We start from the raw sequence: 25,471 nt of genomic DNA, 5'->3' as shown, positions 1-25,471 counted from the left end.
GTCTTGGTGGGCAATCTTCATTTTTATAGCATTAAACGAGTATGTGTATTTCATGAGCCATAAATTTACATCCTACCTTTTGATTGTGTTGCTTCTTGTAGTGTAGTCTTTTGGGGTAAATGGAATGACATGTATCACCATGCAAATGGGCGCTGAAGAAGCTTCTATGACGCGCTTGCATACTCAAAATCAAACGCTAAATGCTTCCCAAAGTGATGACGATACGCCATGTTTGATGCAGATGACGCATAAAATGGCCAAATCAGGCATCGCCACCAATGACCACGCTCAGGCCAGTGATATGCAAATGGCGTGCTGCGACGAAGACACTGCAGATTCTTGCTATTGTCCCGAAGGCGCATGCGGTGCAGGGGCGATGATTGTCTCTAATACTGATATGTCCTTCTCTCGCTCAGACGACAAAATCATCAGTGTTTTGTTCTCTACCGCAACCCCCTTCCAATCGAGAGTAAAACGCCCTCCTATAAGCGGTTAACACAATCTAATTGGGCTTAAATTTGCTCAAGTATTGTTTTAATCGAGAAAGCGAGGTGAATGACTCACTCTTTCTCTTCGAAATAACGCAAGCGATGTGAAACTGACTCTGAGCCCTGTGCTATGCACGGCGTAAAAAGCTCAGAATAAAAGCTCAGAATAAAGAGCTCGGATCGCATCGCTTGAAAATGTTTGTTGAGACACATCATGACGTTGACTATTTTAGTGCACCCTCTACGTTTCAAGGTATTGGGTCAAGTCAAAAACAAAGTGCTGCTTAGGGTTTGCTTGCTATTACCCCTAGTGTTTACATCCCCCTTAAGTTGGGGAATGTCCTTATCCCAAGCCATTTTACAAGCCCAGCAGCAAGACCCATGGTTAGACGGTAGCCAACAAAAAGAATATGCGCTGCGCGCCCAAGGGGAGGCCAGTGATTCTTTACCTAATCCTGAATTGTCATTTGGTTTATTGAACGTACCTAGCGATGGCTTTGCGCTAGGCCAAGAGCCCATGACCCAGTTTAAAGTGGCGGTGAAGCAATCATTCACCCGAGGTCAAAGTCGCCGTATTACCCGCCAGCGGTTCCAGCAACTTGCTGCTGTTCAACCTTTTCTGCGTGACGATCGTTTGAAGCAAGTCGCGTTAACTGTGACTTTGTTATGGTTAAGCTTATATCGAGCAAATCAAGAGATTGCACTCGCTTTGCAGCTGCGAGAGACGTTGCAGCAGCTGATTGATATTAGTCAAGCGAATTACGCGACCACGTTTGGCAATAGCCGCAACAGAACCACCCAAAATGACGTGCTGGTGGCACAACTAGACTTAGCCAAAGTGGACGACAGAATTGTTGAAATCAATACCAGCAAACGTTCAACTCAAGCCAAGTTGTGCCAATGGTTAGCTCCGCAAGACGGATATGATGACAAACCCACTATTGCCCATGACGAAGTGCGGCCGTCGTTGCAGTTACGAGCCTGCCATTTAGATGAGACTGCTAAACAGCACCTGCCATTATTTGCTGCTGTGCCTAGCTTCGTTGAACAAGAGCCCATAAGCGAACAAGCGACGCTGAACACATTACAGCCGCTTGTATCACAACACCCCCGAGCTAAAGCAGCACTGCAATCTATTAGCGCTAGCGAAGGAGGCGTTAAGTTAGCTGCAGCACAATATGATCCTTTGTGGGGCGTAAATATCGGTTACGCCTATCGACAAGACGATGCTTTTAATCAAAGTCGCGCTGACTTCTGGTCAGTGAGTGTAAGTATGGACATGCCGCTTTTTTCTCGTACTAAACAAGATAACGCTTTGGCTGCTGCACATCATCAAAAAGAAGCCTTGCGAACAGAGTATCGCTTGGTCATGCGTGAAATGGTGGGGCAATTAAATGACTTAGCTGTGCAATACCGCCAATACCAAAAGCGCGTAGCCCATTATGAGGAGGTTATTCTGCCGAACATTGCTGAGCAAAAAGAGATAAGTGTTGCGAATTTAAGTCACGACTACGGCAGCTTAGCACAGGCATCAGAGGTATTGATCACACGCAACGAGGCGGAGTTTGAACGTCTTGCCTTAGTGGTAAAACAGCAAAAAGTGCGCGCTAAAATTAACTATTTTCTACCTAGACAGTCATTGCTGTCTTCTCCTTATCAGGAAAATCGCCCATGAGAACGTTTTTCAATGTGACTATTTCGTTTGTTGTCGGTGCAGTTATTGCCCTGGCTATTTACACACAGTTAAACGAGCAAGAATCGAATACCGATATGGGTCACTCAAGTGATGCCGCGCAAAGGCAATCTAAAAAAACGCCTTTGTATTGGGTGGCGCCAATGGACGCAAACTTCCGCCGTGACAAGCCTGGTAAATCCCCCATGGGGATGGATCTTATCCCATTTTTTGGTGCTGGTAGTGGCAATAGCAGTTCGCAAAGTGAGCAGGCAGGAAGGGTCAAAGTGTCACCCAATGTGGTGAACAATTTAGGTGTGCGTACTGACTTTGCGCGCATTGCACCCCTTGAAAACACTATTCAGACCGTGGGTTATGTGGGCTATAACGAAGATAAGATTGTGCATATGCACCCAAGAGTTGAAGGTTGGGTTGATGCTTTGTATGTCAGCACCGCAGGTGAATCTGTTACTAAGGGGCAAAAAGTCTACGGCATCTATTCACCCCAGTTGGTCAGTGCGCAAGAGGAGTATTTGCTAGCGAAAAAACGTAACAACCCAGCTTTGATAAAAGCGGCGCGTCTGCGTTTACAGTCGTTACATATGCCCAAAGAAGCACTACTACAACTTGATAGTCGCAATGAAGTAATGCAAAGCGTGACGTTCTACGCCCCTCAATCTGGGGTGCTGGAACACCTTAAAATACGCCACGGGTTTTATGTGGAGCCGGGTACAACCTTGATGTCGATTGCCAGTTTAGAAGAGGTCTGGGTAGAGGCTGAAGTATTCGAGCATCAAGTTGATTTAATTGAAGAAGGGCTTGGGGTAACGATGAGCGTGGGGTACCTGCCAGGACGACAATGGCAAGGGAAATTGGATTATATTTATCCGTCGTTAGACGAAACAACCCGGGCCTTGCGTGTACGTCTTCGTTTCGAAAATTCCGAACGCCTGCTAAAACCGAATATGTTTGCGAATGTCACTATCGAGGCAAAGCCAAGCCTGCCCGTCGTACTCGTACCACGCAACGCCGTTATTCGAACGGGTGTTCAGGATCGCGTGGTGCTCGCCTTAGGCGATGGCTATTTTAAATCTATAGAAGTCAATCTAGGTCGCATGAACAGAGAGTTCATCGAGATACAAAGCGGGATCCATGCGGGAGACGAGGTGGTAGTTTCAGCGCAGTTTTTATTGGATTCACAGAGCAGTATTTCGTCTGATTTTAAGCGTTATGAGCACCACGGCGCACAAAACATGCAAGGCATGACTGATACGCAAGACATGCCTGATATGAACACCCACTCCAGTGCTAACAAGCCGAATATTCAGCAAGCAAGTGTTCGCGGTGTGATTAATAGCGTTGATGTGACTACCAGACAGGTAAATATCAGTCGCGCCGGGATTGAAAAATGGAACCGCGGGCCTGCGACGATGGACTTTGTGCTAGGTAGCGAGCTTGAGCAGGCAAAAATTAACAGGCTGCAAGAAACCAAGGCGATTCAATTTACCTTCGAAATACGTGACGGTGACTTTGTAATCACTAAGCTGTGTGTAGTCGACGAGGAAACACCATGATTGTCCATGTCATTCGCTGGTCGGTGAACAATCGGCTATTGGTGTTGTTGTTAACTGGGATGATGATTGGCATGGGGCTTTTTAGTCTCAAGCATACGCCTGTGGATGCGATCCCTGATTTATCTGACGTGCAGGTCATCATCAAAACCAGCTACCCCGGTCAAACACCGCAAGTAGTGGAAGACCAAGTAACATATCCACTCACCACGGCTATGTTGTCTGTGCCTGGAGCAACGACCGTTCGAGGCTTTTCATTTTTTGGCGACTCTTATGTATACGTCATTTTTAATGACGATACCGACCCATATTGGGCCCGAACGCGGGTACTGGAATATTTGTCTCAGGTGAGCCCCAATTTACCGTCACAAGCCAAACCGCAATTGGGCCCTGATGCTACAGGCGTGGGCTGGGTGTATGTTTATGCCCTTAAGGATGAAAGCGGGCAACATGATTTAAGCGAGCTGCGGGCATTACAGGATTGGTTTTTAAAATTCGAATTGCAAACCGTACCGGGCATTTCCGAGGTGGCTGCTATTGGCGGCATGATCAAACAATATCAAGTGGTGGTCGACCCCAATAAACTGCGTGCTTACAATATTCCCTTAAGCCTAATACAAACCGCGATACAGCAAGGCAACCAGGAAGTTGGGGCGTCAGTGGTTGAAATGGCCGAAGCTGAGTATTTGGTTTCAACCAATGGTTATGTACAACAACGTGACGACCTTGCTCTCATTCCACTTGGTGTTAACAAGCAGGGAGTACCTGTGTTGTTGCGCGATGTGGCGAGTATTGAGCTAGGCCCTCAGATGCGCCGAGGCATTGCCGAGCTAAACGGTGAAGGGGAGGTCGTTGGCGGTATCGCCGTTATGCGTTTTGGCGAAAATGCGCAAAAGACCATTGAAGCCTTTAAAACAAAACTTGAGGTGCTAAAGCAAGGTTTACCTGAAGGCGTAGAGGTGGTGCCGGTATACGACCGCTCAGAGTTGATTAACAGCGCTGTCACGCATTTATGGTCCAAGCTGCTAGAAGAGCTGTTAATCGTGGGCCTAGTGTGCGCGCTATTTTTATTTCATGTGCGCTCATCTTTAGTGGCAATTGTCAGTTTACCCTTGGGTATACTCGTGGCGTTTGTGATCATGTATTGGCAAGGGATTAACGCCAATATTATGTCCCTTGGAGGGATTGCTATCGCTATAGGGGCGATGACCGATGGGGCGATAGTGATGATAGAGAACATGCATAAACATATGCAAGACACACCACTGACAGACGCCAATCGGTGGGAGATTGTGATCAAGTCTGCTTCTGAAGTCGGGCCCGCATTGTTTTTCAGTCTGTTAATTATCACCGTCAGCTTTTTACCGGTTTTTATGCTTGAAGCACAAGAAGGGCGAATGTTTGCGCCGTTGGCATTTACTAAAACCTACGCGATGGCAGCTTCGGCTGGCCTAGCTATTAGTGTGGTGCCTGTGCTTATGGGGTATGTCATACGAGGAACAGTCATAAGCGAGCACAGAAACCCGATAAATCGCGGCTTAGTTGCCTTGTACATGCCCGCATTAAAAACCGTTCTGGGCTATCCAAAAACAACCCTAGTGACAGCGGGTTTGATTACGGTTGTTGGTTTTTATCCGCTTAAACACATTGGCTCTGAATTTATGCCGCCCCTGGATGAAGGGGATTTGATGTATATGCCCAGCACGTATACCGGTATTTCTATAGGCAAAGCGCGAGAAATATTACAACAAACCGACAAACTCATACGCACCGTGCCAGAGGTAAAAAACGTGTTTGGTAAAATAGGCCGTGCCGATACCGCGACAGACCCTGCGCCGCTGACCATGATTGAAACCTTTATTCAATTTAAACCTAAAAGTGAATGGCGCAAAGGCATGACAAAGGACGATATTCGCCACGCTCTGGATGACGCATTGCAGCTTCCAGGCATTACAAACGCTTGGGTGATGCCGATTAAAACTCGCATAGATATGCTGGCGACCGGTATTAAGACCCCGGTGGGCATCAAAGTCGCCGGTGATGACTTAGACGTCATTCAACGAATAGGGCAAGACATAGAGCGGTTGTTAACGCCTATGCAAGGCTCAGCATCGGTATACGCCGAGCGGGCAGTGGAAGGGCGTTATATCAAGCTTGATATAGATAGAGAAGCCGCTGCCCGATATGGCTTGAGTATCCGCGCTATACAACAGTATGTATCAATGGCGATAGGCGGCGTCAATGTAGGTGAGTCGGTAGAAGGCTTAGCGCGTTATCCTATCAATGTTCGCTACCCAGAGGCCTATCGAGATTCACCAGAGCAAATTAGCTTGCTGCCTATTGTGACAGCAGATGGGCAGCACATAACATTGGGTGAGGTTGCTCGGGTTTATATCGACTATGGTCCAGGGGCAATCAAAAGTGAGAATGCTCGTCTTAATAGCTGGATATTTATCGATATCAACGATATCGACGTCAGCCACTATGTAAAAAACGGTCAGGCATTACTTGCACAGAAGCTAGACTTACCTGCTGGCTACAGCGTCACTTGGGCCGGTCAATACGAATACATTGAGCGCGCAAAAGACAAGCTAAAGTATGTCGTACCGCTGACGTTGGCGATCATCATTTTGCTGTTATATCTTAATTTCAAGCGCTTTGCCGAGGTTGCCATCATCTTAGGTACGTTGCCACTGGCGATGATAGGTGGCGTGTGGCTACTGTATTTAGCGGGGTACAATCTGTCTGTGGCGGTTGGCGTTGGTTTTATTGCGCTGGCCGGGGTGGCGGTTGAAATTGGCGTCATTATGTTGGTGTATCTGAATCAGGCATATGCGCAGTTACAAATAAATGCAGCTCGCGATGCCAAGCATATAACCTTAACGGCTCTGCGTGAGAGTGTTATGCACGGAGCGGGATTAAGAGTACGCCCTGTTATGATGACAGTGGCAACGGTAGTGATTGGTTTACTCCCTGTGATGTATGCCAGTGGCACCGGATCTGAGGTGATGAGTAGAATTGCTGCGCCCATGGTGGGCGGCATGGCAAGTGCGCTGATATTAAGTTTACTGGTGGTGCCGGTCGTGTATTTCTTGTGGCGCAAACACGACCTTAATAAATAACTGCATGGGCGAGTGATTTAGTATCGAGGGGCCTAACGTTGTGCCCTTAGGCAGATAGCTTAAGGGCGCGATGCTGCATCGCCAAGCGCTTAGCGCTTTAAAACAATGCGATATTTCACATCCCCTGTACGCAGGTGATCGAGTGCCTGATTTATCTCATCGAAAGAGTAGGTTTCGATAACGGGCTTAATGTCATGCAGCTTGGCGAATTCGAGCATTTTTGCAATGGTCGCCGGGCTGCCAACGGGCGAGCTGGACACACTACGCTGTTGTGACATCAGTGAAAAAACACTTATGTTTAATGGCTCAGTGATTGCGCCAACAAAATGCAGTCGTCCTCGAGGCGCTAGGGTGCTTATATATGCTTCCCAATCCAGTGTGACTGCCACGGTTGAAATAATAAGGTCGAATTGCCCTGCGGCTTGTTTGATGTCGGTTTTGTCTCGGGAGTTGATAACGTGGTGAGCGCCTAATGACAGCGCTTCTTTTTGCTTTGATTCACTTGAGGTAAACGCGGTGACCTCACAGCCCCACGCGTTCAAAAACTGCAAGGCAAGGTGACCCAAGCCGCCGATACCAATAACCGCCACCTTATCCGTGGGTTTGATATTAAACTCGCTTAGGGGGTTAAAAACCGTAATGCCGCCACAAAATAGTGGGCCCGCTGATGCGAGATCGATTCCATCAGGAATAACCACCACAGCGGTTTCTTGGGCACGAACTTTATCGGCAAATCCGCCGTGATGACCAACGATAGTCGGTCGTGCTTTGGCGCATAAATTGTGATCCCCAGTGTCACATTGCTGACAGTGAGTGCAATAGCCAGCATGCCAGCCTAAGCCCGCAACTTGGCCAACTTTCAAGCCTTTTACCGCACCGCCGATTTGGCGAATTCTCCCCACCACTTCATGTCCACCTACCGCTGGGTATTGACTGATCCCCCATTCGTTATCAATGACGCTTAAATCACTATGACACACGCCGCAATACATAACGTCAAGTTCGACTTCGTTCGGTCTTAGTTCGCCCGGGTCATATTCGTAGGGCTTGAGTTCACCTTTGGGCTCATGTGCAGCGTAAGCAGTTATCATGGGTTATCCTTTTCATTTTTTGATTGATGTTATCCCTACACAGTGTGCTTTACAGCGCAGGGATAACAATCAAAATGTGTATCATAACCATTGATAAACGTTAACCTATGTCACTTATACCTGTGCTTAGCGTCATAAAAACGCCTACTAAGCGGCTTGGTGTTCAGCTTGTTTTACATACTGGCTTACCTGATAAAGGTACTGACTGATTTCAGTGTCTTTTAACCATGAAACTTTGAAGGCATTTTCCACTAAGGTGACCATCTCTTGTGCGCTAAATTGCCCTTCTTTTTGCAGCTCGATAAAGTTTTCATTTAGGTAGGCGCGAAAGTATGCAGGATCATCAGAATTAATGGTGACCAGCAATTCATGCTCAAGCATTTGGCGAACCTCATTAGAGGTTAATGATTGCACCACGAACCGGTTAGAGATAGGGCATACGGTTAAACCTAGTTGCTTTTGCTTAATCTTTTCAAGCAAAGCGGGATCTTGTAGGGCATTTACCCCGTGGTCGATACGGTCAACCTGAATGTCGTCCAAACACTGCTTAATATGTGTCAGGGTATTGTGCTGATTTACGTCACAATGCATCGTTAACTTTAGATCCAACGCTCGGGCATGTTCGAACACTTCGGCAAACTTAGCTGGTGGGTTATCGCGCTCATTAGAATCTAGCCCCACACCGACTAACCACGGAAGATAGGGCATAGCGAGTTTAAGGTGCTCCATTGCTGACTCAGCACTAAGCTCGCGCAAAAAGCACATAATAAGCTGACTTCTAATGCCAAGCTTTTGCTCTGCATCTAACTGCGCTTTATGAATACCTGTAATGATGGTTTCAAAACTCACCCCGCGGCATGTATGTGCTTGGGGATCAAAAAATAGCTCTGCGTAGACGATATTTTCGCTGGCTGCTTTGGTTAAATAGTCCCAAGTAAGCTGGTAAAAATCTTCTTCCTTTATCAGTACATTCATGCCGGCGTAGTAAATTTTTAGAAATGAAGGCAGGTCGTGGAAATCATACGCGGTGATGAGCTGTTCTGGGGTCTCAAACTCCAGGGGAATATGGTTCTTTACGGCTAAGGCAAAACTTAATTCAGGCTCTAGTGTGCCCTCAAGGTGCACGTGCAGTTCTGCTTTTGGCATATCCGAAATGAACTGCTGTATATCAAGTGGTTGTGTTTGCAATGGACTTGTCCTTTTTATCATTTTGAATAAATAGCAAATTAACAATGCGCTAATCTATACAGCAAAGTTCATGCCCGAGAGATATTCGGGTATGACCTTCATTTAAAAGACAATTATAAAGTACGGCTGGGATAAAGCAGTGATACCTGCACCAAATTTGCCAGCAAAGCAGTCAAATGTACAAAAATGGTGCAGTGGTCATGATGAACAACGTTTCTATCTGATTTTGCTGCCCTAGCGATGCATACCATCGCCATGAGTACAGCATTTTAGTTGCTCTCAGGTAGCCAGTTTTTCAACTTTTGCGCATCCGACACGGTCAAGTAAATAGTATCTAACAAGGCATTGTCTACAGTGAGGCTAAGGTGTTTAAGCCGTTGATGGCGCAAAACCGTAACCGTGACATTAGTTTTAGGGGCATATTGATTATAAATTGTCAGTAAGTTAGCAGCGGACACTTGCCAATCATCAAGGCTGATCAGCTGATCGCCCACTTGTAGTCCAGCGTTATAGGCTGGTGTATTTTCACTGACTTGGGTCACTAATACCCCTGTATCTGCTGCTTTAAAAGCTGCACCGAATTGAGTCTTTTGGACACGAGGAGCTGGCTTTCCGCCTACATCGCTGGCGTCAATACGAGGGCGCTTATGTAATGTTACCCCGAAGTCATGCAGTAGCTCGCTGACTGTGAGCTCTTTGGTTGTGTTTAATGCATCCTGCAGGAATGCAGCGAGTGGTAAACCCATTTCGTTGAGTACGATATGTTGAATAATGTCATCTGGCGTACCTATATTCATTTTTCCATGGCGCTGCCATAAGTAACGCATGACATCGTCTAAGCTCTTTGTATGTTGACTCGCTGCGCGTATGTGTAAATCAAGACATAGTGCGATAACGGCCCCTTTGACATAATAACTGACGATGTTGTTGATGGCGCTGGCATCCTGCTGATAGAACTTGGTCCAGGCATCAAAACTTGAGGCTGTAACGGTTTGTTTAAAGCGACCCGCATTACGCTCTAATCGCGTAAGCGTTTGGCCTAGTACTTCTAAGTAGCTCTCATTGTTCGTCACCTGACTGCGGGTAAGGCTTAAATCGTCGTAGTAACTGGTGAAGCCTTCGTAGATCCATAGTTGAGGAGTATACGCTTCATGACTTAGGGTGCTGGCCTGCAAAGCAGCTGGTTTGGTTCGTTTTACATGCCAAGTATGCAGAAATTCGTGGCTGCATAAACTTAGAAAAGTACGATAACCATCAGGCATGTGATCTGCTTGGGCGGTACTGGGTAAATCATCTCTGCTGTATAGTAGTGCTGTAGAAGACATATGCTCAAGACCGCCAAAATCTTTGCCTGTTAGCATAGTGATAAATAGATAGCGCTCAACGGGCGGCGTATCGCCGAACAAAGCGAAATGATGGGCGCATAGTTTACGCAAGTCTGCCGCCATGCGCTGGGTATCGCTGCGATGACCGCCCGCCAGAATTAACTCAAAGTGACAGGTATGTTCAGCGTTTTGTTGCAAAGACGTGCTGGCTATTGGGGTAACAACGTCAAAAGGCACGATATCGTAATTTCCCATTAAAATGGGATGGTCTATCAAGTCATTGTAATTGTCAGCGCAGTAGTCCCCGAAATCGTGATGCTGGGTGGCTTTAGCAAGGGGCAAGGTAGTTGCCACGCGCCAATGTTGGCATTGTGCTAGTTCAGGCTTGATAAGAGTCACTAACACTGGTGCTTCACGATGCTCTTTGATCGCTAGAAAGGTACTTGTGCCGTTAAAAAAGGAAAAATCGTCAAACACGTAAGCGCTGCGTACCGATAAATCAAACGCGTAAACACAGTAGTTTACGGTTATAGGGCCGGAATTTGCTGGCAGCTTCCAGGTTTGTTTATCTAGTTTATGTATCGATAATGGCTGACATTGGGCGTCTTGTGCGGATATTTCAACGATATTTTTCGCGAAATCTCTGATCATGTAACTGCCGGGTATCCAAGCGGGTAACGTCAGTTCATGGCCATCTTTAGAGGGCATATTAATCTGTAATGAGATGTCTAGCGTATGCCCGGCAAGAGAAGAAACGTTGAGGGTGTAGTGGATATCAGCAGAATGTTGAAGCATGAACTAAAACCTTAAAAAACATGGGGATGACTGAAGCCAATTCGAATTGAATAAATTCAATTTGAGGATGAATCTTTACGAAAACACTTTATATTAAAGTAAATTTTACGTTAAATGGACAAAGTACAGTTTACTTTGTTTTTGATAATACAGGATATTTGACTTTTGCCACACAACAGCGGGCTATCAAGTGATGATTTATTTAAGCTGCGATCGATGCGACCGGGCATGATTGTAGACTTACAAATTCACTCGCCAACATTAAAAAGACGGGTAAAAACCGAATTCGTAGGCATAGATGGAAGCCGAAATTTGATCTTCCGTTTTCCGGATAAAAACAAGTGGGCAGGTCTTGATGGCGCAATTTACATGAATAATACCATGATTGTGCGCTGCATTTTAGAAGACGAAACGGGCGAGATAGTCGCATTCAAAGTCAAAATAATCATCGTGATCACCAGACCATCTAAGTTGGTGTTTACTTCATTCCCTGAAAGTATTCAAAGTCACGGTTTACGGGCTGAGCAGAGAGCCCAAACGCGCATCGCTGCTTTGCTAATTGATAGCCAAGAGCGCAGCCACATTGTACCTTGTTTGGTGCGCGATATTTCAAATCAGGGGTGCATGATCAGTATTGGGCGTGACGCAAAAGGGGTCAAGCCGAATGTGGATCAGGAGCTTGAGTTACTGATCCCGAATTCAGAAGGGGATGACATCAGTTTGTCGGGTCATGTGCGAAATAAGAAAGAGGATGATACTCGGCATTATTTCGGGATCCAATTTTGCGATGACGAAAATGACGTGGCCAAGCTGCTGACCCAGCTGTTAATTAATACCGAATAGCCTTGGCAAAAAGGCGAATAGACGAGACATTAGGTTTTAGGTATCCTCAAACCAACTGTTAAATCATTGTTAAAACAAGAGCGAGAGTACCCATGCGCCGCATAGAAGTTCTGTTGAACGAGTATGGTCACAGCCATACCAATAAGCTCAATATCTTGATCCACGCGATTGCCGTGCCGGCAATTTACTTTGTTACGTTAGGGTTACTGTGGTCTATTCCTCGCCCTGAATTGTTGATGCACTTTGATGTGACGTGGGCGCACATAGCGGTCATTCCAATGTTGGTATATTACTTTCGATTATCAGGCCCAATTGGGGCCGCTATGACCCTATTAAGCGTTGTGTCTTTATACGGGATCATGCTGATTGAAAGCTCAATATACGAAGTATGGATTGTCTGTTTGGCTATCTTTGTGGTGATGTGGATCCTGCAGTTTGTGGGTCACAAAATCGAAGGCAAAAGCCCATCTTTTCTCAAGGATGTACAGTTTTTGCTCGTAGGGCCTGCTTGGTGGTGGGTACATTGGCTTAAGCGCATGAATATAGCGTACTAAACACGTCATTCCCGTTTTGAGCAATAATAATCCTCAAGATGCGATAAACGGGGAAGGGCACACGCCCAACAGTCAGCACTTGCTTTTCCTTTCCCGTATAATCGTGATTTCATTGAATTTTAATGGTATTTCTTAAATGAAGTGGCAGGCGTTGTTTGACACCCGTGAACGAATGTTTTGGACTCTACACACGCTTGGGTGGTGTGGTTTCGCGGTAATTTATTATATAGGTTCATTCCTGCACGATATGCGCAGTATTTGGTTGTTCGTGATTATCTTGAATGCCTATGCCGGTTGGTTGTTGACTATTCCGTTGCGTTACATTTACGCCCGGGCTATGAAGCTCAGCCCGTTAAAAATGTTGATGGTGGTGTTAGTTAGCGTGTATATCATTGCGCTGATGTGGGCGTTAGTGAAAAACATCAACTATTGGGAAATCTATAAAAAGGGATATCGTCCTGAAGAATGGTATATGTATTTTACCAATACGGTGAATTCCTTAATCATGATTGGCTGTTGGACTGGGCTGTATTTTGGTATCAAAAACTACCAAATGTTGCTCAAAGAAAAACAAAATAGCTTGAGAGCATCCACCATGGCGCATCAAGCGCATATTAAGATGTTACGCTATCAGCTTAATCCGCATTTTCTATTTAATACCTTAAACGCCATTTCGACCCTGATTTTAATGAAAGACAACAAGACAGCTGAGTCTATGGTGACTCGCCTTAGCGACTTCTTGCGCTATTCCCTTGATAAAGACCCTATTAAAAAAGTGCCATTGCGCCAAGAAATTGAGGCATTGACCCTTTATTTAGCCATCGAAAAAGTGCGCTTTGAAGACCGGCTGACCGTTATTTGGGATATTCAACCCAGTGCAAATGAAGCATTGGTGCCTAGTTTGATACTGCAGCCATTAATCGAAAACTCTATTAAATATGCTATTTCAAAATTAGAAGAGGGTGGCTGTATTGCGGTTTCAGCCAAAGTGTTTGGCCGGGATCTAATGCTAGAAGTGACCGATAATGGGCCGGGGGCGGATATTGAGGAAGGCCAAATGTACCGCGAAAATGGCGTGGGTCTGCAAAACATTCAAGAGCGTTTGGACTCGTTATACAAAAATGATTTCTCATTTAGTATTTCTAATAGCCAGCCTTCTGGTATAAAAGTGTTTATTCGTATCCCATTTGAGACACAAGAAGCACTGCATGAAAATTAACACTATTGTTATCGACGACGAGCCTTTAGCGCGCAAAGGCTTAGCCATGCGCTTGTCTCAGTTCGAAGAAATTAATCTCGTCGCCCAATGTAAAAACGGCCTTGAGGCGGTGACCCTTATTCCGCAGTTACGCCCAGACCTCATCTTCCTTGATATTCAAATGCCGGGCTTGAACGGCTTTCAAGTGATCAACAAGTTGCGTGAGCTTAACCAGCCCGTACCCATGATTATATTTGTGACTGCTTATGATACATACGCAATAAAGGCTTTTGACGCTCATGCATTGGATTATGTGCTCAAACCCGTTGATGAGAAACGTTTACGCGCAGCGGTAGACAAGGTCATCAGTCACGTGACGTTACACAGTGAGTCGGATCATAAACAAACGTTGGCCAAGGTAGTGGCTGATTTTACCGGGGATGATTGCGAGGACATTTTGCGCCGGTTAGCCAGTGGTGAAGCGCTTAATACCACGCAATATGGTGATGTGTTAGCGATTAAAGATGGCACAGAAGTAACGCGTGTCGCCGTCGCTGAAATTCAATGGATAGATGCCGCTGGCGATTACATGTGTGTGCATGCCCTAGAGCAAACGCACATTATGCGCCGCACCATGAAAGAGTTAGAAGAAGAGTTAGACCCTCGCATATTCGTAAGAGTGCATCGCTCAGCCATAGTGAATATCAAATATGTGCAAAAACTAGTGAGTCACATCAGTGGCGAATACCACTTAATTTTATCGAACGGTACCGAGTTAAAGGTCAGCCGAAGCCATAGGGATAACGTTAAGAACATGATTAATAGCTAATATTTAGTAACAATCAGAGCAGAGTGAGTAGACGAAAAGGTCACGACTTCGAGTGACTAAATGGTTATATTCGGGTATTGGTTCACGGGAGTAATGTTTTTCCGGTTTAGTTCACCAGCGTGATTGAGACAGACATGAATAAATTAATTGCGGTAGTTTTTACCCTTAGTATCCTACTTACAGGGTGTAGTTCAAAGTTCGCTTATAACAATATAGATTGGCTAATGTATTGGTACATAGACGACTACGTGGAGCTGGATAAAAGTCAGAAATCGCTGCTAGATGGTCACGTTGAACAGTGGATGCATTGGCACCGTCAAGACGAATTGAGCGAATATAAGACCCACCTAGAAACGGTTTATCAACAGGTTTCTGCGGGTCATGTTAGCAAGGCTCAATGGCTGAACCATTTTGAAGAAGGCAAACAGCATTGGGTGCGCTTTAGAGATCATGTAAGCCCTGAACTGGTTAATTTAGCCCCTAAATTGACCGATGAACAAGTCAACGATTTGTTTGCCAAAATACAGAAACAAAATGAAGAGCGTATCGAAAAACGCGCAGATCGCACATTTGATGAACGATTAGAAAAGAACATTGAAGATACTCAGGATAACGTTAAAGAGTTCATAGGAAAGCTAAGCAAAGCGCAGAAAGAGATAGTGGTGAATTATGCTGATGACTTTAAGAGTAGCTTTGATTTATGGATGGATTATCGTCAACGGATCCAGCTGGCTGCCTATGACATGTTACTCAATTCGCGTCATGAAGAAGGCTTTAAGTCGAGCTTTTTAGCGCTTTTGTCCCACCCTGAGCGCTATCAAAGTGATGAACTGACGGCTATTTCAGCCCATAATAATCAAGTATATGCTTCTATGCTTGAAGCATTAGGCCAATCGCTAAGCCCAAAGCAAAAGAAAAAAGCCCTTAATGAAATCGAAGATTTAATTGAGGACATAAGCGACTTGCAAGAAGATTGATAGCCGTTGCCGTGCGCAGAGATGCTGTGAGTAATACTATAGCGCGCACTGCAATGGCCCATATTGATTTTACTGATTAGCGTTACCGAGATGATTTGTCGCTAAAACATTTCTTCTTGGGGTAACCAAGCGCCAGCATTAACCAGTTCACTTATTAGCTGTACCCAAAAGTGATTGATCGTGAGAGCGGAGCCTTTATCAGTCATCAAGTCATATTGCCACGAAGAACATTGAAGAAGTGCTCGCACTGCTTCGGTATGTTCTGGTGGAGCAAAAAATGCTTGGCCTTCAATAAAAAACTCCAATGATATGTCCTGTCCCGACTGCGCTAAGTAAATAGGGCGTATGCCAGGTTGGCGCTCAAACACTGTTTGTTGTTGGAATAATACTAGTATTTCTTGCAATGAATAATCAGGGTTGTGTTGCTCATCGTAACCTTGATTTAGTTGAGTATCACTGAAGTGTGAAGTCAGCCAACGCGTGAAGTCGGGGGAGTCGATGGCGTCATGCAGCATATTCCTGAAACTGTGTATTTCCTCTTCTGCTAACTCACTGGGATCAGATCGTGGGGTTAATCCTTTGTCTTGGTAGCGTTTTTTGAATAAGCCTAAATCAATACTGTAATCAGCTAGTGAAGAGAGTAAATCTTGTTGTGTTGGGGCGCGAAAGCCTACTGAATAATTCATGCAATCTTCTAAAGCGACGCCATTATGCGGGCAACCTGCAGGGATGTATAGCATATCTCCCGAATGTAGTACCTTATCTATGATGGGGTAAAATCCCTGTATTTGACTGAGATCTGGGTGGGGGTGGTAAGTTGAATACTCGCCTCGTTCTCCCACTTGCCAGCGCCTGCTGCCCTTACCTTGGATAATAAATACATCGTATTGATCCAAATGAGGGCCTACGCCGGCGCCGGCATTTGAAAAGCTCACCATCAGATCGTCTAAGCGCCAATAGGGGATGAAATTAAACATGCGAATAAGGGCGTCAGCTTCATCAACATGTTGATCAACACTTTGCACTAACAGACTCCAGCTGCCTTGACAGGCATTTTCGAAGTCAGTGATTGGTCCGTGTTGAACGTGCCAGTTGGCATTTTCAGCTGACACTACTCGCGAATCTATTCGTGGGTCTTGGGCTAAGCCCGCGAGCTCGTTTTCATCAAGAGGATCTACAAATTGCGAGAATGCCCCTTTGAAAACGGCTGGGCGTTTTTGCCAGTGAGAGTCTAAAAATAGTGTTGGATCAAACTTGTCAAATACGTACATCGTGTGGAAAACCCTTGTGCCTTATAAAATTGTAGTGCGCTGAAAATAGGATGAATGAAGAAGGGGTTATTCGATTTTCCCGACTAGCCAATAGGTTTTAATTTGCCCTAATCCTTTGATCTTGACTTTACCTCGAGGCTCGAAAAAATACTCATGCTTTGCCATTTCGTAGGTAGACTGGGTCACTTGAATCTGGTCGATTCGACCGTGGCTCTCCATTCTGGCTGCTAGGGTAACAGCTTCCCCCCACAAATCGTAACAGAATTTACTGCGGCCAATAACGCCAGCCACCACTTCCCCTGAGCCAATACCAATACGTAACCCAGTGGTTAAGTGATATTTGCGTTGTAGCGCGCTAAAGGCCTCTTTTACCGCTAATGCATAAGCGCAACACTGCACCGCATGAGCGTTGTTGATGTCAGGCACACCAGCTGCTGCCATATAGCCATCGCCAATGGTTTTTATTTTCTCCAGACCATGGTGTTCGCTTAACTGATCGAATTGACTAAATACGTCGTCGAGTAAGTCTACCAATTCGTGGGCCTTAAGGGTTTTTACCAGCAAGCTGAAATTCTCGAGATCGAGGAAGCATATTGAAGCTTGATCATATTGGTCAGCGATTTTACCTTGTACGTTTTTTAAACGTTGAGCGATGGGGCGTGGCAAAATATTAAGCAGTAGCGCATCAGAGCGTTGATTGGCCATGGAAAGCTTTTGCTGAGTTCGCGTCATGTTTCGTCCAATATGCATACTGGCTAAGGTACAGGATAATGCGAGAAAAACGGTGCTGGAGAAACTGACGACCTGATGATATTCAGATAAATATTGTGGGTTAACTTGCCAAATATAAAATCCATCAATCAATAGAAAAACAATGACATGAGACTCAATACATACCCACATGGCGATAGTTTGGGTGTTAAAGATAAAAGGACATATGAACACGCCCAACAGCAAATAGTAATGTACGTTCATATTAGCTTGCCAGACAAAACATGACCACGCGATGTAGCTAATAAAGACACCAACTAAGATGAATTTTGCCTCGCGTTGCAGACCAGTACGATTCAGAAGAGGAACGAGGCAAAAAAGCGCGCTGTGACTCACAACTAAGGTTACTTTATAACCGCCACCGAAGTGCCAATAATAAAGAATAATGGGCACTTGCAACAAAAGTACGAATATCACCATTAAGCTGATGATATTGCTTATCCGCGTCGGATTAATGTCAGCCGTTGTATTATGAGGAATGCCACACCAAATCCATGCGTGCAATAATCGAGTGACCATAAGGTCTTCCATTTGACCGTGAGGAATTGAGTATAGGCTAAAAAGTTGGGGTGTAAATTTCGGCGTTCAGGGGGGGCGTAATAGAGCAGTGGGGCACACAAGAGGGGAATGAATCCCCTCTGATAATCTACATCTTAAATCTGGTTTACAAGCTCAACAGCTTGGCCAATGTAATTGGAAGGCGTCAGTGCTTTGAGCTGCGTTTTCGCTTCGTTTGGCAATTCGAGTCCATCGATAAACTCAGCCATGATTTGCTGATTAACCTTCTTGCCACGGGTTAATTCTTTGAGTTTTTCATATGGTTTTTCAATGCCATAACGACGCATAACGGTTTGAATCGGCTCTGCGAGTAATTCCCAGTTGTTTTCTAATTCATCCAATAAACTTTGCTCATTCACTTGTAGCTTGCTGATCCCTTTAAGGGTGGCTTGATAGGCAATGATCGCATAACCCACACCAACACCTAAGTTTCTTAGCACTGTTGAGTCTGTCAGGTCTCGCTGCCAGCGCGATACAGGGAGTTTAGTGGCTAAGTGACCGAACAAAGCGTTAGCTAAGCCCAAGTTACCTTCGGAGTTTTCAAAGTCGATAGGATTCACTTTATGGGGCATAGTGGAAGAACCAATTTCTCCCGCGATGGTTCTTTGCTTAAAATGACCTAGTGCAATATAACCCCAAACATCACGATTAAAATCAATCAGTATGGTGTTGAAACGTGCGATGGCATCGAATAACTCAGCGATATAATCATGGGGTTCAATTTGCGTGGTGAACGGGTTCAATGTCACGCCTAGGCTAGACACGAACTCTTCTGCAAATTGCGCCCAATCAAGGCTAGGGTAAGCGGACAAATGCGCATTATAGTTACCTACGGCGCCGTTCACTTTACCCAGCACAGCGACGTTAGCAATTTGATTACGTTGGCGCTCTAAACGATACGCAACGTTGGCCATTTCTTTGCCCATAGTGGTGGGTGAAGCGGGTTGACCGTGGGTACGTGCCATCATCGGAATATTCTGATATTCCTTGGCAAGGCGTTTAAGCTCGCTAATTAATTTGTCACTGTAGGGCAAGATAATGCTATCGCGCGCTTCTTTAAGCATCAGTGCGTGTGACATATTGTTGATGTCTTCAGAGGTACACGCAAAATGAATGAATTCATTCACTGCATTAAGCTCTGCGTTATCCGCTACCTGTTCTTTTAGAAAGTATTCAACCGCTTTGACATCATGATTCGTGGTGCGCTCAATTTCTTTGATGCGCCCCGCGTGGCTTTCATCAAACGTGGCCACTATGTTATCGAGTAATGCATTCGCCTCAGCGCTAAACGCTGGTACTTGCTCGATAGATGCAGTTGAGGCTAACTTTTGTAACCAGCGAACTTCAACTTGTACCCGATACTTTAGTAAACCGAACTCACTGAAGATGCTGCGTAACTCTGATGTTTTTTCAGCGTAACGCCCGTCAATGGGGGATACGGCGGTTAATGCGGATAACTGCATGAAATGTGTGCTCCTAACGTGATTGGTTAATTTGCGCTAATGCTTGTTCAGCGCACTCTAAAATGCGCTGTCGGTTGAATAATACTTGTCGTCGTTTCCCGCCGAGCTGTCGCCACAATACGGCCGAGCGCAGACCTGCTAATAACAGAGCCCGCACCTTATGTTGATTATCACTTTGCTTAAGTAACTGTGGGTCGCCAGATACTTGAATTTTAGCGGTAACAGGGCTCACAACATCACTGTATATACTGGCTAAGTTAGACAGCATTTGCCCTTCAAATAAATCTAAGTGAAGTTGTTGGCGTTTTATATGATTTATTCTGTCGCCCAATTCATTCATACGCTTAGCTGAGCGGGCTAACTTGCGTTCAATACTCAGCAAATTAGCGATATAGCGAGTGATTTCTGTGTCTTTTGGGGTTGTGCTATTACCTAGCTGCGCACGTAGCATGTCAAATCCGATTTTTAAATTGCCGATTTCGCCATATACTTGTTCGGTATTATCTGGTTCGGTGATGATGATGCTTTCAATGCTCGCTTTGAATGCTTGCTCGTCGCACATTCCATGTTTAGACACTTGTTTAACTAGTGCTGCCGCTTGGCATACACCTGCTAATGCAAGACTTCTTTCTATTTCACTGGTGTTTAAATTTTTCTTGTTCGAGTTTTGCATTAACGAATATAGCTCTCTATTATCCCGCCACCTAAGCAGACTTCATTTAAGTAAAACACGGCAGATTGCCCTGGAGTCACTGCTTTTTGTGGTTCATCGAACATAACACGCATGTTGCCGTCAGATTCTGGAGTTAGTGTGCAGGCAATGTCTTCTTGGCGATAACGTGTCTTAACACTGCATTTCATTGGCGAAGTGGGGCCCTTTCGGTCGACCCAATGCAATTGATTGGCGATTAAACCGTTAGAGTATAAGCGAGGGTGGTCTGCACCTTGTCCAACAATCAAAACGTTGCGCGTCATGTCTTTGTCAACCACATACCACGGATCATCACCGAACTCTTTCATACCACCTATCATTAGGCCTTTGCGTTGACCCAAGGTGTGATACATCAGCCCCTGATGTTGGCCAATTTCTTGGCCTTCTGGTGTTTCAATAACGCCGGGCTGTGCAGGAAGGTACTGAGATAGAAAATCTGTGAACTTACGCTCGCCAATAAAGCAAATGCCGGTGCTGTCTTTTTTATCGTGAGTGATAAGCCCCTGTTCTTGCGCAATTTCGCGTACTTGTGGTTTTTCTATATCGCCAATTGGGAATAACGTCTGACCAACGTGCTGCTCACCAAGTGTATACAAAAAGTAGCTTTGGTCTTTGTTGTCATCCATACCGCGAAGCATTTGCCAATGGCCATTCACTTCACGGCGGCGCACATAATGCCCTGTCGCGATGTAATCGGCTTCAAGCTCTTCTGCGGCGAATTCAAGGAATGCTTTAAACTTAATTTCTTTGTTGCACATGATATCTGGGTTTGGCGTACGTCCTGATTTGTATTCCTCAAGGAAATATTCAAATACGTTGTCCCAGTACTCTGCGGCAAAGTTAATTTGGTGCAGCTCTATGCCAAGTTTATCTGCAACCGCTTGAGCGTCTTTTAGATCGTCAGCCGCTGCGCAATATTCATCATTGTCGTCTTCTTCCCAATTCTTCATGAAAAGGCCTTCAACTTGATAGCCTTGCTGCAGCAAGATGTAGGCAGAAACAGAAGAATCGACACCACCTGACATACCAACAATAACCTTTTTTTGGCTATTACTGGCTAACTCGGCAGCACTAAGAGAATGAATATAAGGCATGATAAATAGTAAAGTCTCAGTAAAAATGGTGGCGAATTCTAGCAAACAACCGCGCATAGATCATCTGCATTGTAAGCATAATATGTGACATTATGTTGTATGGGAGATGCTAATCGAGTTCCACATATTGACCAGTGTCGATGCCGTCTAGGGTCCAATTTCCAATTCGATATCGAACTAATCTGAGGGTAGGGAAGCCGATATGGGCAGTCATACGCCTAACTTGACGGTTTTTACCTTCGCTAATGGTAATAGATAGCCAGCTTGTGGGAATGGACTGCCGGAAGCGTACAGGCGGTGTGCGAGGCCATAAGTCTGGTTCGGGCATTGATTCAACCTTAGCTGGGCGAGTCAAACCATCTTTTAGCTCTACCCCATCACGCAACGCTTGTAACTGTCCTTCTTGTGGGATCCCTTCTACTTGTACCCAATAGGTTTTTGAGGTTTTCTTTTTAGGATCGGTTAGTTTGCTTTGCAATTTACCGTAGTTAGTGAGGACAAGTAGACCTTCGCTATCTTTATCTAATCGTCCGGCTGCGTAAATATCTGGAATAGGGATAAAATCCTTCAGGGTTTGTCTGCCGGTGGCATCAGTAAATTGGGTTAAGACGTTAAAAGGCTTATTGAATAGGACGATTTTTGAACGACTATCGGTCACTTTTGGCTTTTTATATTGATCAATGTTCATTTCTTGTAACTTATTATGAATAAAACAGCTGAGTTATTTTGCACTCTGGCACGAATTGTTTATTATCTTCGGGCGAAATTTTCAATCTAACCTTACCTGATGTCAGGATCGGATGTGTTAATTCCTGATAAATTTACTAAATGACCGCTATTTAGCAGCAGCCAATGTGCTTTATATCAGTCTACACTAATCCGGTAGCTCTCTACCGCAACATTTGAGGTATATAATGACAACTCAGAAGTCAAAGATTATCTATACGAAAACTGATGAAGCTCCAGCGCTGGCAACATATTCATTGCTGCCAATAGTTGAGTCGTTCGCTTCATCTGCTGACATCGAAATAGAACTTAGCGATATTTCATTAGCAGCGCGTATTTTGGCCAATTTTGCTGATTATTTGAGTGACGAGCAGAAAGTACCTGATGCCCTAGCAGAGTTGGGCGAGCTCACACAAGATGCAGCAACGAATATCATTAAGTTACCTAATATCAGTGCTTCTAAGCCACAACTTAAAGCCGCCATAAAAGAGTTGAACGATAAAGGGTTCAACATACCGGCTTATCCTGAAGACCCAGCGACTGATGAAGAAAGAGACATCGAAGCGCGTTACTCAAAAGTATTAGGCAGTGCCGTAAACCCAGTGCTTCGCGAAGGTAACTCTGACCGCCGTGCCCCTAAAGCAGTAAAAAGCTATGCACGCAAAAATCCTCATTCAATGGGGCCTTGGAGCCAAGCGTCACAAACTCACGTTGCCCATATGCGCGGCGGTGATTTTTACTCAGGTGAAAAGTCTGTAACGGTGAAAAATGCCGGTCATGTGCGCATCGAATTCACTGACAATAATGGTGAAGTAAACGTATTAAAACCACGCGTTGATTTGCTTGCTGGTGAAGTGATTGACGGCATGTTTATGAGTAAGAAAGCCCTTTGTGATTTCTTCGAAGAACAAATTGAGGATGCAAAGCAAACCGGTATCCTTTTCTCGCTGCACGTTAAAGCGACCATGATGAAGGTGTCTCACCCAATTGTATTCGGTCACTGCGTTAAAGTGTTCTACAAGAAATTATTTGAAAAACACGCTGCTTTATTTGAAGAATTAGGTGTTGATGCAAACAATGGGTTGGGCAGTGTTTATGACAAAATAGCCACTTTACCTGAGTCTCAGCGCGCTGAGATTCAAAAAGATATTAATGCCTGCTACGCTGACCGTCCTCCTATTGCGATGGTTAACTCAGATAAAGGTATTTCTAACCTTCACGTACCAAGTGACGTAATTGTTGATGCTTCTATGCCTGCAATGATCCGTTCTTCTGGGCAAATGTGGGGCCCTGATGGAAAACTGCATGATACTAAAGCGGTTATTCCAGAAAGTACTTACGCGACTATCTATCAAGAGATGATCAACTTCTGTAAAACTCACGGTGCATTTGATCCTACCACTATGGGGTCTGTCTCAAACGTTGGTTTGATGGCGCAAAAAGCAGAAGAATACGGCTCTCACGACAAAACATTTGAAATGACAGGTGCTGGTACAGTACGGGTGATTGATCAAGACGAAAACGTGTTGATTGAGCATAACGTTGAAGAGGGTGATATTTGGCGTATGTGTCAGGCGAAAGACGCGCCTATCCAAGATTGGGTTAAATTAGCAGTCAACCGCGCTCGTCAATCTGGCGATCCGGCAATTTTTTGGTTAGATGATGAGCGTGCTCATGATGCTCAGCTAATCGAAAAAGTGAATACCTACTTGAAAGATCATGATACAGAAGGCTTGCACATTGAGATAATGGCGCCGGTACGTGCTATTCGTTATTCAATGGAACGCGCCCTTCGCGGATTAGACACGATTTCAGTAACGGGTAACGTTTTACGCGACTACCTAACAGATTTGTTCCCTATTCTTGAATTGGGTACCAGTGCAAAAATGTTGTCTATTGTGCCTTTGATGGCCGGTGGCGGCTTGTTTGAAACAGGCGCAGGCGGTAGTGCTCCTAAGCACGTTCAGCAGTTTGTTGAAGAAGGTCACCTACGTTGGGATTCACTCGGTGAGTTTTTAGCGATTGCCGTGTCCATTGAAGATTTAGCAATCAAAAATGACAATACGAAAGCGAAAGTATTGGCTAAAGCATTAGACGCAGCAACCGAGAAATTGCTAAACGAAGGTAAATCACCTCAGCGTAAAGCAGGTCAACTAGATAACCGTGGTAGTCATTTCTATCTTGCGATGTACTGGGCAGAAGCGTTGTCAACGCAAACTGAAGATGCGTCACTAGCGGCTAAATTTGCTCCATTGTTCAATGCCCTTAGCAGCAACGAAGCTAAAATTGTTGCTGAAATTGATGCAACTCAGGGTTCGCCAGAAAACATTGGTGGGTATTACTACCCAGATGATGCATTGCTAACCCAAGCAATGTGCCCAAGTGCAACATTGAACACTATCCTAAAAGATTTTAAATAAAAATTTTTAATTAGGCATAAAAAAGCAGACCTTCAGGTCTGCTTTTTTTATGACCAATCTTTTATTGCTCCGGCTCACCGTTAAAGTCGATGTTTTCAGCGTGCAGACCCTTGGGCCCTTGCTGCACATCATACTTAACTTCTTGCCCGGCTTTTAACGAGCGGTAACCTTCCATTTGGATAGTTGAGTAATGAGCAAAAATATCATCACCACCATCTTCTGGAACGATAAAACCAAACCCTTTTGCGTTGTTAAACCATTTTACTTTGCCAACAGCCATACTTCTGCTTCCTTTTAATCCCTTGAACTGACGCGTATTTATCCCCACAATGAACTATGGGAAAGGCGAAAATGTTAAAATAACAGATGTCGCATTAGAAAATGTAGATTTTTTAACCTGTTTTTGTCAAGGGTAAATTGATAAATAAACGAATGTTAATAAAACTGCAAAATTTGCACTAAGGGCACTATTCTTCTTATTATGAGCAAAGACAACACAATAAACATAGAGCGCGAAAAGCAGCTAGACACGGTTAAGCAAAAGTTAGCGCCACCACCCATGTATAAAGTTTTGCTGAATAACGATGATTACACACCGATGGATTTCGTGATCGAAGTATTGGTTAGGTTTTTCAACTTGGACTCAGAAAAAGCCCATCAAATTATGTTGACTGTGCACTATCGAGGTCGAGCAGTCTGCGGGGTTTACACCGCTGAGATTGCTGAAACAAAAGTAATGCAAGTCACCCAGTATGCCAAGAAGCATCAACACCCGTTGATGTGCACTATGGAACAGGTTTAGC

21 protein-coding genes are annotated in these 25,471 nt (G+C 44.9%); 11 read left to right on the top strand and 10 right to left on the bottom strand.

The genetic code is table 11. The features are described 5' to 3' along the window. Window positions 1-124 precede the first annotated feature (124 nt). The 4 genes from GMES_RS02060 to GMES_RS02045 all read left to right on the top strand — a co-directional run bounded on the left by GMES_RS02060 (window position 125) and on the right by GMES_RS02045 (window position 6,853). On the top strand, window positions 125-496 hold the full coding sequence (locus GMES_RS02060) for a hypothetical protein (protein ID WP_226990234.1): 372 nt from the start codon (window positions 125-127) through the stop codon (window positions 494-496). A 206-nt stretch (window positions 497-702) separates the two neighbouring features. Beyond that, entirely contained in the window at window positions 703-2,163 is a 1,461-nt protein-coding gene (locus tag GMES_RS02055) for a TolC family protein (protein WP_006990892.1), read from the top strand. Further along, complete coding sequence (locus tag GMES_RS02050) at window positions 2,160-3,734, top strand: efflux RND transporter periplasmic adaptor subunit (protein ID WP_006990891.1); 1,575 nt, start codon at window positions 2,160-2,162, stop codon at window positions 3,732-3,734. The genes GMES_RS02055 and GMES_RS02050 overlap by 4 nt, the downstream gene beginning before the upstream one ends. Continuing rightward, window positions 3,731-6,853 (top strand): efflux RND transporter permease subunit, encoded by a 3,123-nt coding sequence (locus GMES_RS02045; protein ID WP_006990890.1) that lies wholly within the window; start codon window positions 3,731-3,733, stop codon window positions 6,851-6,853. Before GMES_RS02050 ends, GMES_RS02045 begins: the two co-directional genes overlap by 4 nt. Before the next feature lie 89 nt (window positions 6,854-6,942). Here the strand turns inward: GMES_RS02045 and ahr are convergent, their stop codons facing one another. The 3 genes from ahr to GMES_RS02030 form a co-directional block, all read right to left on the bottom strand. After that, window positions 6,943-7,944 carry an NADPH-dependent aldehyde reductase Ahr gene (gene ahr, locus GMES_RS02040; protein ID WP_006990889.1) on the bottom strand — a complete coding sequence of 334 codons (1,002 nt, stop codon included), beginning with the start codon at window positions 7,942-7,944 and terminating at the stop codon, window positions 6,943-6,945. A gap of 147 nt (window positions 7,945-8,091) precedes the next feature. Continuing rightward, window positions 8,092-9,132: an adenosine deaminase gene (add, locus tag GMES_RS02035; RefSeq protein WP_006990888.1), complete on the bottom strand. Its 1,041-nt coding sequence runs from the start codon at window positions 9,130-9,132 to the stop codon at window positions 8,092-8,094. Between the two features lie 269 nt (window positions 9,133-9,401). Then, window positions 9,402-11,252: a M61 family metallopeptidase gene (locus tag GMES_RS02030; RefSeq protein ID WP_006990886.1), complete on the bottom strand. Its 1,851-nt coding sequence runs from the start codon at window positions 11,250-11,252 to the stop codon at window positions 9,402-9,404. A gap of 228 nt (window positions 11,253-11,480) precedes the next feature. Between GMES_RS02030 and GMES_RS02025 the strand changes: the two genes are divergently transcribed. The 5 genes from GMES_RS02025 (at window position 11,481) to GMES_RS02005 (ending at window position 15,653) form a co-directional block, all read left to right on the top strand. Beyond that, the gene (locus GMES_RS02025; protein WP_006990884.1) at window positions 11,481-12,095 is read left to right on the top strand and encodes a PilZ domain-containing protein; all 615 of its coding nucleotides are present in this window, start codon (window positions 11,481-11,483) and stop codon (window positions 12,093-12,095) included. Between the two features lie 92 nt (window positions 12,096-12,187). Then, entirely contained in the window at window positions 12,188-12,649 is a 462-nt protein-coding gene (locus GMES_RS02020) for an Mpo1 family 2-hydroxy fatty acid dioxygenase (RefSeq protein WP_006990883.1), read from the top strand. A 136-nt stretch (window positions 12,650-12,785) separates the two neighbouring features. Then, the gene (locus tag GMES_RS02015) at window positions 12,786-13,868 is read left to right on the top strand and encodes a sensor histidine kinase (protein WP_006990882.1); all 1,083 of its coding nucleotides are present in this window, start codon (window positions 12,786-12,788) and stop codon (window positions 13,866-13,868) included. Continuing rightward, window positions 13,858-14,676, top strand: coding sequence for a LytR/AlgR family response regulator transcription factor (locus GMES_RS02010; protein WP_006990881.1), 819 nt, complete (start codon window positions 13,858-13,860; stop codon window positions 14,674-14,676). Before GMES_RS02015 ends, GMES_RS02010 begins: the two co-directional genes overlap by 11 nt. Before the next feature lie 134 nt (window positions 14,677-14,810). Beyond that, window positions 14,811-15,653, top strand: coding sequence for a DUF6279 family lipoprotein (locus tag GMES_RS02005; protein ID WP_006990880.1), 843 nt, complete (start codon window positions 14,811-14,813; stop codon window positions 15,651-15,653). Between the two features lie 101 nt (window positions 15,654-15,754). Here GMES_RS02005 and GMES_RS02000 read toward each other — a convergent pair whose 3' ends face one another. From GMES_RS02000 to GMES_RS01975, 6 genes are all read right to left on the bottom strand, one after another. Continuing rightward, the gene (locus GMES_RS02000) at window positions 15,755-16,924 is read right to left on the bottom strand and encodes a cupin domain-containing protein (protein WP_006990879.1); all 1,170 of its coding nucleotides are present in this window, start codon (window positions 16,922-16,924) and stop codon (window positions 15,755-15,757) included. Between the two features lie 66 nt (window positions 16,925-16,990). Further along, window positions 16,991-18,214 (bottom strand): adenylate/guanylate cyclase domain-containing protein, encoded by a 1,224-nt coding sequence (locus tag GMES_RS01995; protein ID WP_006990878.1) that lies wholly within the window; start codon window positions 18,212-18,214, stop codon window positions 16,991-16,993. Between the two features lie 134 nt (window positions 18,215-18,348). Further along, window positions 18,349-19,716: an adenylosuccinate lyase gene (gene purB / locus GMES_RS01990; protein ID WP_006990877.1), complete on the bottom strand. Its 1,368-nt coding sequence runs from the start codon at window positions 19,714-19,716 to the stop codon at window positions 18,349-18,351. 13 nt (window positions 19,717-19,729) lie between these two features. Continuing rightward, the gene (gene hflD / locus GMES_RS01985) at window positions 19,730-20,389 is read right to left on the bottom strand and encodes a high frequency lysogenization protein HflD (RefSeq protein ID WP_006990876.1); all 660 of its coding nucleotides are present in this window, start codon (window positions 20,387-20,389) and stop codon (window positions 19,730-19,732) included. After that, complete coding sequence (gene mnmA / locus GMES_RS01980; protein WP_052013373.1) at window positions 20,389-21,522, bottom strand: tRNA 2-thiouridine(34) synthase MnmA; 1,134 nt, start codon at window positions 21,520-21,522, stop codon at window positions 20,389-20,391. Before mnmA ends, hflD begins: the two co-directional genes overlap by 1 nt. 109 nt (window positions 21,523-21,631) lie before the next feature. Continuing rightward, window positions 21,632-22,210, bottom strand: coding sequence for a pseudouridine synthase (locus tag GMES_RS01975; RefSeq protein WP_006990874.1), 579 nt, complete (start codon window positions 22,208-22,210; stop codon window positions 21,632-21,634). 226 nt (window positions 22,211-22,436) lie between these two features. Here GMES_RS01975 and GMES_RS01970 point away from each other — a divergent pair, with 226 nt between their 5' ends. Further along, window positions 22,437-24,668, top strand: a complete 2,232-nt coding sequence (locus GMES_RS01970) for an NADP-dependent isocitrate dehydrogenase (protein WP_006990873.1) — start codon at window positions 22,437-22,439, stop codon at window positions 24,666-24,668. A 61-nt stretch (window positions 24,669-24,729) separates the two neighbouring features. Here the strand turns inward: GMES_RS01970 and cspD are convergent, their stop codons facing one another. Further along, window positions 24,730-24,948 carry a cold shock domain-containing protein CspD gene (gene cspD / locus GMES_RS01965; protein ID WP_006990872.1) on the bottom strand — a complete coding sequence of 73 codons (219 nt, stop codon included), beginning with the start codon at window positions 24,946-24,948 and terminating at the stop codon, window positions 24,730-24,732. 201 nt (window positions 24,949-25,149) lie between these two features. On the opposite strand from cspD, the gene clpS reads away from it, so the two are divergent. Then, on the top strand, window positions 25,150-25,470 hold the full coding sequence (gene clpS / locus GMES_RS01960) for an ATP-dependent Clp protease adapter ClpS (protein ID WP_006990871.1): 321 nt from the start codon (window positions 25,150-25,152) through the stop codon (window positions 25,468-25,470). Window position 25,471 lies beyond the last annotated feature (1 nt).

The sequence above is a fragment of the Paraglaciecola mesophila KMM 241 genome (assembly GCF_000315015.1).
In the GTDB taxonomy this organism is placed as follows: Bacteria; Pseudomonadota; Gammaproteobacteria; order Enterobacterales; family Alteromonadaceae; genus Paraglaciecola; species Paraglaciecola mesophila.
Note: the sequence above shows the minus strand (reverse complement) of the source record. Positions and strands in the feature narration are given on the sequence as shown.

What these genes read in the sequence shown, in the direction of transcription:
- GMES_RS02060 (WP_226990234.1), top strand. Translation starts at nt 125, where the DNA reads ATGACATGTATCACCATGCAAATGGGCGCTGAAGAAGCTTCTATGACG.
- GMES_RS02055 (WP_006990892.1), top strand. Translation starts at nt 703, where the DNA reads ATGACGTTGACTATTTTAGTGCACCCTCTACGTTTCAAGGTATTGGGT.
- GMES_RS02050 (WP_006990891.1), top strand. Translation starts at nt 2,160, where the DNA reads ATGAGAACGTTTTTCAATGTGACTATTTCGTTTGTTGTCGGTGCAGTT.
- GMES_RS02045 (WP_006990890.1), top strand. Translation starts at nt 3,731, where the DNA reads ATGATTGTCCATGTCATTCGCTGGTCGGTGAACAATCGGCTATTGGTG.
- ahr (WP_006990889.1), bottom strand. Translation starts at nt 7,944, where the DNA reads ATGATAACTGCTTACGCTGCACATGAGCCCAAAGGTGAACTCAAGCCC.
- GMES_RS02030 (WP_006990886.1), bottom strand. Translation starts at nt 11,252, where the DNA reads ATGCTTCAACATTCTGCTGATATCCACTACACCCTCAACGTTTCTTCT.
- GMES_RS02025 (WP_006990884.1), top strand. Translation starts at nt 11,481, where the DNA reads ATGATTGTAGACTTACAAATTCACTCGCCAACATTAAAAAGACGGGTA.
- GMES_RS02020 (WP_006990883.1), top strand. Translation starts at nt 12,188, where the DNA reads ATGCGCCGCATAGAAGTTCTGTTGAACGAGTATGGTCACAGCCATACC.
- GMES_RS02015 (WP_006990882.1), top strand. Translation starts at nt 12,786, where the DNA reads ATGAAGTGGCAGGCGTTGTTTGACACCCGTGAACGAATGTTTTGGACT.
- GMES_RS02010 (WP_006990881.1), top strand. Translation starts at nt 13,858, where the DNA reads ATGAAAATTAACACTATTGTTATCGACGACGAGCCTTTAGCGCGCAAA.
- GMES_RS02005 (WP_006990880.1), top strand. Translation starts at nt 14,811, where the DNA reads ATGAATAAATTAATTGCGGTAGTTTTTACCCTTAGTATCCTACTTACA.
- GMES_RS02000 (WP_006990879.1), bottom strand. Translation starts at nt 16,924, where the DNA reads ATGTACGTATTTGACAAGTTTGATCCAACACTATTTTTAGACTCTCAC.
- GMES_RS01995 (WP_006990878.1), bottom strand. Translation starts at nt 18,214, where the DNA reads ATGGTCACTCGATTATTGCACGCATGGATTTGGTGTGGCATTCCTCAT.
- purB (WP_006990877.1), bottom strand. Translation starts at nt 19,716, where the DNA reads ATGCAGTTATCCGCATTAACCGCCGTATCCCCCATTGACGGGCGTTAC.
- hflD (WP_006990876.1), bottom strand. Translation starts at nt 20,389, where the DNA reads ATGCAAAACTCGAACAAGAAAAATTTAAACACCAGTGAAATAGAAAGA.
- mnmA (WP_052013373.1), bottom strand. Translation starts at nt 21,522, where the DNA reads ATGCCTTATATTCATTCTCTTAGTGCTGCCGAGTTAGCCAGTAATAGC.
- GMES_RS01975 (WP_006990874.1), bottom strand. Translation starts at nt 22,210, where the DNA reads ATGAACATTGATCAATATAAAAAGCCAAAAGTGACCGATAGTCGTTCA.
- GMES_RS01970 (WP_006990873.1), top strand. Translation starts at nt 22,437, where the DNA reads ATGACAACTCAGAAGTCAAAGATTATCTATACGAAAACTGATGAAGCT.
- cspD (WP_006990872.1), bottom strand. Translation starts at nt 24,948, where the DNA reads ATGGCTGTTGGCAAAGTAAAATGGTTTAACAACGCAAAAGGGTTTGGT.
- clpS (WP_006990871.1), top strand. Translation starts at nt 25,150, where the DNA reads ATGAGCAAAGACAACACAATAAACATAGAGCGCGAAAAGCAGCTAGAC.